The organism is Caulobacter sp., assembly GCF_035254145.1.
GTDB lineage: Bacteria > Pseudomonadota > Alphaproteobacteria > Caulobacterales > Caulobacteraceae > Caulobacter.
This window is the reverse complement of sequence record NZ_DATFAV010000023.1, coordinates 1-7,885: the sequence shown is the minus strand read 5'-3', so window position 1 is coordinate 7,885 and position 7,885 is coordinate 1. Positions and strand designations below refer to the sequence as shown.

Annotated in this window: 10 protein-coding genes and 1 pseudogene; 9 read left to right on the top strand and 2 right to left on the bottom strand. The window is 66.1% G+C overall.

All coding sequences use genetic code 11. The features are described 5' to 3' along the window. Nucleotides 1–97: 97 nt before the first annotated feature. Complete coding sequence (locus tag VJ655_RS01260; protein ID WP_324097555.1) at nt 98–970, top strand: hypothetical protein; 873 nt, start codon at nt 98–100, stop codon at nt 968–970. A gap of 18 nt (nt 971–988) precedes the next feature. Here VJ655_RS01260 and VJ655_RS01255 read toward each other — a convergent pair whose 3' ends face one another. Together VJ655_RS01255 and VJ655_RS01250 are read right to left on the bottom strand one after the other, a co-directional pair. After that, nucleotides 989–2,428, bottom strand: a complete 1,440-nt coding sequence (locus tag VJ655_RS01255; RefSeq protein WP_324097554.1) for an aldehyde dehydrogenase family protein — start codon at nt 2,426–2,428, stop codon at nt 989–991. A 317-nt stretch (nt 2,429–2,745) separates the two neighbouring features. Beyond that, nucleotides 2,746–3,216 (bottom strand): NUDIX domain-containing protein, encoded by a 471-nt coding sequence (locus tag VJ655_RS01250; protein WP_324097553.1) that lies wholly within the window; start codon nt 3,214–3,216, stop codon nt 2,746–2,748. Between the two features lie 26 nt (nt 3,217–3,242). On the opposite strand from VJ655_RS01250, the gene VJ655_RS01245 reads away from it, so the two are divergent. From VJ655_RS01245 to VJ655_RS01210, 8 genes and pseudogenes are all read left to right on the top strand, one after another. Beyond that, the gene (locus VJ655_RS01245; RefSeq protein WP_324097552.1) at nt 3,243–3,386 is read left to right on the top strand and encodes a hypothetical protein; all 144 of its coding nucleotides are present in this window, start codon (nt 3,243–3,245) and stop codon (nt 3,384–3,386) included. Between the two features lies 1 nt (nt 3,387). Then, nucleotides 3,388–4,149: an SDR family oxidoreductase gene (locus tag VJ655_RS01240; RefSeq protein WP_324097551.1), complete on the top strand. Its 762-nt coding sequence runs from the start codon at nt 3,388–3,390 to the stop codon at nt 4,147–4,149. A 10-nt stretch (nt 4,150–4,159) separates the two neighbouring features. Beyond that, nucleotides 4,160–4,576, top strand: coding sequence for a dihydroneopterin aldolase (gene folB / locus VJ655_RS01235; protein ID WP_324097550.1), 417 nt, complete (start codon nt 4,160–4,162; stop codon nt 4,574–4,576). Between the two features lie 19 nt (nt 4,577–4,595). Further along, entirely contained in the window at nt 4,596–5,144 is a 549-nt protein-coding gene (locus tag VJ655_RS01230; protein ID WP_324097549.1) for a hypothetical protein, read from the top strand. 325 nt (nt 5,145–5,469) lie between these two features. Further along, complete coding sequence (locus VJ655_RS01225) at nt 5,470–5,841, top strand: hypothetical protein (RefSeq protein ID WP_324097548.1); 372 nt, start codon at nt 5,470–5,472, stop codon at nt 5,839–5,841. Between the two features lie 2 nt (nt 5,842–5,843). Beyond that, complete coding sequence (locus VJ655_RS01220) at nt 5,844–6,236, top strand: hypothetical protein (RefSeq protein ID WP_324097547.1); 393 nt, start codon at nt 5,844–5,846, stop codon at nt 6,234–6,236. Nucleotides 6,237–6,655: 419 nt separating this feature from the next. Then, nucleotides 6,656–7,219: an alkyl hydroperoxide reductase subunit C gene (gene ahpC / locus VJ655_RS01215; RefSeq protein ID WP_324097546.1), complete on the top strand. Its 564-nt coding sequence runs from the start codon at nt 6,656–6,658 to the stop codon at nt 7,217–7,219. 189 nt (nt 7,220–7,408) lie between these two features. Next, nucleotides 7,409–7,885 (top strand): annotated as a pseudogene (locus VJ655_RS01210) (alkyl hydroperoxide reductase subunit F); the annotation flags it as partial.

Sequence of the window (7,885 nt, the reverse complement as noted above, 5' to 3'; positions counted from 1 at the left end):
GAGGGCGGTCCTTGACTGACCTGGACAGTCCGGCACGCTGCTGCCTCCAAGAGATGTAAGGTTGGGTCCGACCCTAGGCGGGTCGACGGGGGGCGATATGCAGGATGAAATTAGGCCGGAACCATACTGCGGCGAAATTATACTGGAGGATAGCGACTTCCTTAGGCGCTTACCCATACTTCTAGATCCACGACAGCGTCTAATATTTGAAGCGCTTGTCCATATATCGGATTGCATAGCGGCCTCATTTTTTACAATGCACCAAACAGCGACGCTAGCTGCTCGCATGGAAGGAGCTCTACCGACACTACATCGCGCTCAAATATCAAATGCAGCATGGTCAATAATAGACGATTTTTATGCTATCAAAAAATTGATTGAACTGATCAACCAAGAAACAATAGGACCAGAAACAGCAAAACTTTTAGGATATCTGGAGCCATCCGCAAAGATTCGTAACGGAATGGACCATTTAGATACGTCAATCGGACGAAACTCGCCAGGCAATCTACTGAAATCAAAAGGATCTCGTCGGGCGGTATTTGGTTCCGTCTCCTTTTTCCATATAGACAGCTCTGACCTAGATAATAATGATATAAAGCTTAGATGGATAAGCATTTCGGCTGGGCCACTAGGCGGAAAAAATAAATTTCCCTTCACCTTTCCAGTTGGCGAAAAGCTCGCTGCGCCAATTGATAGGTTCCAGCTAAGCGCGTTTAATTACGACGTTGATATAAGTAATTGCATCGCCCTTTATAGAGACTGGCTCAGAATAACGAGCAAAATGGCAGAAGCAGAAATTAGGCTTATGCTTGAAGAAAAACACCCAAACGATGTAGATAGACTAATAAATGAGATCGCCCCATCCAATGTCATTCACGTAGTTAAGTTCGACTACAAAGGGCCAGGTGCGACCTCCGACATGGAAAAGGCGGAGCCTCCCGGCCCCGCCCCCTCCAAGTCCAGCTAACTCAACAGCAGAGCAAACCTACTCCGCCGCCGCTTTCGCCGAGTAGCCCAGGATCGCCTTGGTCTCCAGGAACTCGCCGAACGCGTGATCCCCCCACTCTCTCCCGTTGCCGCTCATCTTGTAGCCGCCGAACGGGGCCATCAGGTCGGGGGCGGCGCCGTTCAGGTTGACCTGGCCGGCGCGCAGCTGGCTGGCCACCTTGCGGACCGTGTCCTGGTCGCCGCCCGAGACATAGGCCGCCAGGCCGTACTCGGTGTCGTTGCCGACGGTGACGGCTTCCTCGACCGTGTCGTAGCCCAGGATCGAGACCACCGGGCCGAAGATCTCTTCCTTGGCGATGGTCATGTCGTTGGTGACGTTGGCGAAGACGGTGGGCTTCACATAGTAGCCCTTGTCCAGGCCCTCGGGCTTGCCGACGCCGCCGGTGACCAGGGTGGCGCCTTCGTCAATGCCCTTCTGGATCAGGCCCTGGATCTTGTTCCACTGGGTCTCGGAGACCACCGGACCCATCTTGTAGTTGCCGTTCGGGTCGCCGACCGTGTGGCTCTCGGCGGCGGCCTTGGCGATGGCGATGACCTCGTCCATGCGCTTGCCGGGGACCAGCATCCGGGTCGGGGCGTTGCACGACTGGCCCGAGTTCAGCATCACCGAGGCGACGCCCCCGGCCACCGCGCGCGGGAAGTCGGCGTCGTCGAGGATGATGTTGGGGCTCTTGCCGCCCAGCTCCTGGTGGACGCGCTTGACGGTCGGGGCGGCGTTCTTGGCCACCTCGATGCCGGCCCGGGTCGAGCCGGTGAACGAGACCATGTCGACTTCGGGATGGCTGCTGAGCGCCGCGCCGACCGTGGGGCCGTCGCCGTTGACCAGGTTGAACACCCCGGCCGGGACGCCGGCGGCGTGCAGGATCTCGGTCCAGACGTAGCCGCTGAACGGCGCGATTTCCGACGGCTTCAGCACCATGGTGCAGCCGGTGGCCAGCGCCGGGCCGACCTTGCAGGCGATCTGGTTCACCGGCCAGTTCCACGGCGTGATGAAGGCGCAGACGCCGATCGGCTCCTTGACGATGCGGGTCGTGCCGCGGTCTTCCTCGAACTTGTAGTCCTTCAGCACCGCCAGCGCCGTCTGGACGTGGCCGATGCCCATGGCCGCCTGGGCGCGCTGGGCCAGCCAGGCCGGGGCGCCCATCTCCTCGGTGATGGCCTTCGCCATGTCCTCGAAGCGCTTCTGGTACTCGGCGATGATCCGCTCGAGGAGGTCGATGCGCTCCTCGCGGCTGGTCAGGGAATAGGTGGCGAACGCCTTGCGGGCGGCGCGGACGGCCTTGTCGACGTCGGCCGCCGAGCCCATCGAGATCACGCCGGCGACGGCTTCGGTGGCCGGGTTGATGACGTCCAGCCGCTTGGGCGTGACCGGATCGACCCAGGCGCCATCGATGTAGAACTTGGTGTACTCGCGCATGCCGTTCTCCTGCCCGTGTGTTCGACCCGCTCTGGTTGGCCCCATGACAATGGGAAGTCGGCGGGCGGTTTCAAACAACCATTTAATGTGATCGGCGTTCAGGTGGGAAGGGGGCGCGAGTGGATTCCCTCTCTCTTTGAGAGAGGGAGGGGCCCGCCGCCGCAGGCGGTGGGAGGGTGAGTGGTTTCACCCCTCGCCGGAGAAGCCCGAGCGTCCTGACGCATCACCTTCTTCGGAAAGACCTTTACCTCTCACCCTCCCACGCTTCGCGTGGGCCCCTCCCTCTCTCACAGAGAGAGGGATTCATGCGCGCGTCCTCACCACATCGGATCGCTCTCATCCCCCTGCAGCGCCTCGGCGATCCGCCGCCGCGTGGCCCGCGTGGTCTCCTCGGGCAGGTCGTGGACGTGGAACCACCCCACCTCGTGGATCTCGCCCGCCGCGTTCGAGGCGCAGGCCTCCCAGGCCTCGACGCGATAGACCAGGACGTGGTCGCCCGGATGCAGAACCTCGTTGCTGTGGGCCGAAACCAGGCGCGGGCGCGAGAGGGCGCGGACCCCGGCCTCCTCGGCCAGTTCGCGGGCCACGGCGGTCTCGGCCGTCTCGCCGCGCTCGACCCCGCCGCCGGGCAGGTACCAGCCGTGGACATAGGTGTGCTGCAGCAGGAGCACCCGGCCCTCGTCGTCGGTGACCACCGCCCGCACGCCCAGGGTCAACCCCCGCTTGAAGCGGAAGAAGGCGTAGACCAGGGGCCGGGTGAAGGGTTCGATGCGGCGTCGCCAGAGCATGGTCCCCGTTCTACCCCGCCTTGCGCTTGCGGTCAGGCCCGCGCGCGGCTAAAGCCGAGCCGAACATTGTCCTTTTTCGGAGCCGCGCCATGCTCGCGATCCTCGTCATCGCCATCTTCCTGGGCGTCATCTGCGTGCTGAACGCCGCCGAGTTCGGCCGCATCGACTAGGATGACCGCCCCGGCGCGCGGCGCGGCCCTGGTCACCGGCGCGGGGCGTCGGATCGGCCGGGCCCTGGCTCTTGAAGCCGCCCTCGCCGGCTACGACGTCGCCATCCACCACCGCGCCTCGGCCGACGAGGCCGAAGAGACGGCGGATGAAGTGCGCGCCCTGGGTCGCCGCGCCGTCCTGCTGCGCGCCGAGCTGGCCAATGAGCCCGCCACGCGCGGCCTGATCGAAGAGGCCGCCCAGGCCCTCGGCCCCGTCACCCTGCTGGTCAACAGCGCCTCGGCCTTCGAGGACGACCGCGTCGGGTCGCTGTCCCGCCAGACCTGGGACCTGCATCTGGACACCAACCTGCGCGCGCCGGTCGTGCTGGCCGAGGCCTTCGCCGCCAGCCTGCCGGCCGATCGCCAGGGCCTGGTGGTCAATATCGTCGACCAGCGCGTCTGGCGGCCCAACCCGCAGTTCTTCAGCTACACGCTCAGCAAGGCCGGCCTGTGGTGGGCGACCCAGACCCTGGCGCAGGCCCTGGCGCCGCGCATCCGGGTCAACGCCATCGGCCCGGGCCCGACCCTGCCCTCGACCCACCAGGGCCCCGGCGAGTTCGAGGCCGAGGCCGCCGGGACCCTGTTGCAGCGCCGCGCCACGCCGGACGAGGTCGCCGCCGCCCTGCGCTATCTCATTGACGCGCCGTCGGTCACGGGCCAGATGATCGCCGTGGACGGCGGCCAGCACCTGGGCTGGAAAACGCCCGACATCGTCTCGCCCTAGGAGACCACGCTTGGCCGCAGCCCCCCTCGCAGACACCGAAGCCGCTTCCGTTGGGGCCCAAGACCTGGCGCGGATCATCGTGACCAAGGTCTTCGTCCGCGGCCTGAAGGTCGACGCTCAGATCGGCGTCTACGACCACGAGCACGGCCGGATGCAGCCCCTGGTGCTCGACGTCGAGCTGGACGTGGCCGCCAGCCACTGCGAGCGCCTGCCCGACACGGTGAACTACGAGATGGTCGGCGAGGCCGCCCGCGCCATCGCCGCCGAGGGTCATGTCGACCTCGTCGAGACCTTCGCCGAACGCCTGGCCCAGGCCTGTTTTTCCGATCCGCGCGTCACCCGCGCCCGGGTGCGGGTCGAAAAGCCCCTGGCCCTGGCCCCTCACGCCGCCGCCGCCGGCGTCGAGATCACCGCCGTCCGCGCCTAGAGCGCGTTAAGGAAAGCCCATGAGCGTCCGCCACAGCGCCCGGCTCTCTCCGTTCCAGCCCGAGACGGTCTGGACCCTGGAGGCCGGGACCCTGGTGGAGACGCGCGGCCGGATCGAGCGTCGCTTTCCGCTCTCGGGTCTGACCCGCTACCGCCTGGCGGTCGCGCGTGATGGGCGGCGGCGCACGCTGCTGGTCACCTTCGGCCGGCGGCGACTGGTCATCGTCTCGCAGAGCTATGTCGGCCCGGGGCGGTTCGAGGACCGGCTGGCCGGCTTTTCGACCCTGGCCCGGGCCGTCGCCGCCGTCGGCGCCGACCTCTCGCCCCGCGCTCGGTTCGGCGTCGCCCGGCTGGAGGCGCGGGCCGCCCTGACCTGGATGATCGGCCTGACCGCCTTCGGCGCGGCCGCCGCCCTGCTGTTCTCCCTGACCGCCGGCATGGCGTCCGTGGGCGTCGACCTGGCCGCCCGGATGGTCTTCGTCCTGCTGCTGCTGCTGGCCGTCCTGCCCTGGATCGGCGCCGGCGCGGCCTTCGACCCACAGGATCCGCCCAGCGACCTGCTGCCGTGAGATCCCCCCGTTTCGCGGGAGGGCGGTCGCATTTGCCATATGTGCCCGCCTTCCTGGGCCTTGTGCCCAGGACCCATGCGGGCGGCAAGCGCCGATCTTGAAGTGAGCTGAAGCTGAAAGGCCCAGGCCGCCGGTCCGACTTACCGGTTCCGGAGAGATGGGTCCTGGGCACAAGGCCCAGGAAGGCGGGATATATCTTCTCGGATCATGAGCGGTCTTCCGCCACCGCCAAGGTGACAAAGGCGTCATGACGCCACCTTCATTTGCATCCGGCCGCCGACGGCGCGATCGTTGAGCCAACGACGATATCTCTAGGCTCAACACCGTGTCAGACCCCTCGATAGACCCCTCCGTCCCGCCCCGGCTGCAGGACGACAAGACCCTGCCCGGCATCGTCTACGCCCTGATGATCGCCGGGGTGGCGACCGGCGGCGTCACCTGCGCGATCGGCGTGATCCTGGCCTATGTCAGCCGCAAGGGCGCGCCCGAGTGGCTGGCCAGCCACTATGAGTTCCAGATCCGGACCTTCTGGCTGGCCCTGTTGTTTTCGATCGTCTCGGCCCTTCTGACCGTGGTCGGGATCGGCGTCGTGCTGCTGGTCGCCGTCGGCCTCTGGGTCGTGGTGCGCGGCATCGTCGGCCTGTCGAACCTGTTGAAGAACCAACCCTATCCCACGCCCAAGAACTGGATGCTCTGATCATGACCGACGTCGCCCCCGTGGCCGAAGAGGACAAGGTCCTGCCCGCCGTGGTCTACGGCCTCTATCTGCTGGGCTTCACCAACGGCCTGACCTTCGTGGTCGGCCTGATCGTCGCCTATGTCGGCCGCGACGCCGCCGGGCCGATCAACCGAAGCCACTTCGAGTTCAACATCCGCAGCTTCTGGCTGGCGATCGCCGGCTTCCTGATCGGCGGGGCCCTGCTGCTGCTCGGCATCCCGCTGAGCCTGCTGCTGATCGGCATTCCGATGATGATCGCCGGCGGCCTGATCCTGACCGCGATCAGCGTCTGGTTCGTCGCCCGCTGCGTCATGGGGATCTACTATCTGGTCCGGGGCGAGGCCTATCCGCGCCCGCTCACCTGGCTGATTTAGAGGCGCCCAGGTCGCCCGGCGCCCGCTGACGGGTCGCCGGGCCGCCGGAACGCCCTCGGATCGCCGAGACGGCTCGACGGCGGGCCCCTCGCCGGCCGATGAGAGCCGCCTGGCGGAAGGCGTCTGGGGAGACGCTGCTTTCGCTCGGCCGGCCGGATCATCTTGGGGCTGATCCCGCGAGGTCGGGAACGTGGCGGCGGGCCCAAGGCTCGCCTGGGGAGACGGGCCACGCTCTCGCTCGCGAACCGGTCGGGCCAGGCCTTGCTTCCGCGGGTGCGGCGGCGGCGATCAGGCGCGGGGGCGCCCTCGCCGCCGCCCTGCCCGCCCATAGATCCAATCTATTCCGTCCAGAAGATTTATCAATTTGCTCGATTGCCAGCCGAGCCGTAAGACAGCGCATCCAATCAACGGAGCGCCCAATGTCGCTGATCAACACCGAGATCAAACCCTTCACCGCCCAGGCCTTCAAGGACGGCAAGTTCATCACGGTCAGCGATGCGGACCTGAAGGGCAAGTGGTCCATCGTCTTCTTCTATCCGGCCGACTTCACCTTCGTCTGCCCGACCGAACTGGAAGACCTGGCCGACAACTACGACACGTTCCAGAAGCTGGGCGTTGAAGTCTATTCGGTCTCGACCGACACCCACTTCTCGCACAAGGCCTGGCACGACAGCTCGCCGGCGATCGGCAAGATCAAGTACGTCATGATCGGCGACCCGTCGGGCGTGGTCACCAACAACTTCGGCGTCATGCGCGAAGGCCAGGGCCTGGCCGATCGCGGCACCTTCCTGGTCGACCCGCAAGGCGTCATCCAGTTCACCGAAGTGACCGCCGAAGGCATCGGCCGCAACGCCGCCGAACTGCTGCGCAAGGTCAAGGCCGCCCAGTACGTGGCCAGCCACCCGGGCGAAGTCTGCCCGGCCAAGTGGGAAGAGGGTGAGAAGACCCTGGCCCCCTCGCTCGACCTCGTCGGCAAGATCTAAGATGCGGCGCGTGGCAGCCAAAAGTGTTCGCGGTTTTGGCGCCCGCCACGGGCCCCTCTAAAAGAGCTACCCGCGCCGCCGCTCGCCCCCAGCGGTCGGCGGCGCACCTCTCGATCGCTCGCCGCGTTCGATGCCCTCCCCGACAATCGAACGCCCCGTTTCACTCCCCAACCCACCAGGGAGCCCCTCATGCTGGACGCCGGTCTGAAGACCCAGCTGACCACCTATCTGCAGAACCTGCGCCAGCCGATCGAACTGGTCGCCTCGCTGGACGACTCCGCCGGCTCGGCCGAGATGAAGGCGCTGCTGGAAGACATCGTCGCCACCTCGGACAAGGTCAGCCTGAACCTGGGCGGCGACAACGAACGCAAGCCGTCGTTCGCCATCACCCGCGCCTCGGGTGACGCGGACGTGCGCTTCGCCGGCCTGCCGCTGGGCCACGAGTTCACCTCGCTGGTACTGGCCCTGCTGCACGTCGGCGGCCACCCGCCGCGCCTCGACGCCGAGGTGATCGAGCGGATCAAGGCGCTGGACGGCGACTACCGCTTCGAGACCTATTTCTCGCAATCGTGCCAGAACTGCCCGGACGTGGTGCAGGCCCTGAACACGATGAGCGCCCTGAACCCGCGCATCCATCACGTCGCCATCGACGGCGCCTTCTTCAAG

Coding starts and splice junctions, on each gene's coding strand:
- VJ655_RS01240 (WP_324097551.1), top strand. CDS start 3,388: ATGACCGCCCCGGCGCGCGGCGCGGCCCTGGTCACCGGCGCGGGGCGT.
- VJ655_RS01260 (WP_324097555.1), top strand. CDS start 98: ATGCAGGATGAAATTAGGCCGGAACCATACTGCGGCGAAATTATACTG.
- VJ655_RS01230 (WP_324097549.1), top strand. CDS start 4,596: ATGAGCGTCCGCCACAGCGCCCGGCTCTCTCCGTTCCAGCCCGAGACG.
- VJ655_RS01250 (WP_324097553.1), bottom strand. CDS start 3,216: ATGCTCTGGCGACGCCGCATCGAACCCTTCACCCGGCCCCTGGTCTAC.
- VJ655_RS01255 (WP_324097554.1), bottom strand. CDS start 2,428: ATGCGCGAGTACACCAAGTTCTACATCGATGGCGCCTGGGTCGATCCG.
- VJ655_RS01220 (WP_324097547.1), top strand. CDS start 5,844: ATGACCGACGTCGCCCCCGTGGCCGAAGAGGACAAGGTCCTGCCCGCC.
- ahpC (WP_324097546.1), top strand. CDS start 6,656: ATGTCGCTGATCAACACCGAGATCAAACCCTTCACCGCCCAGGCCTTC.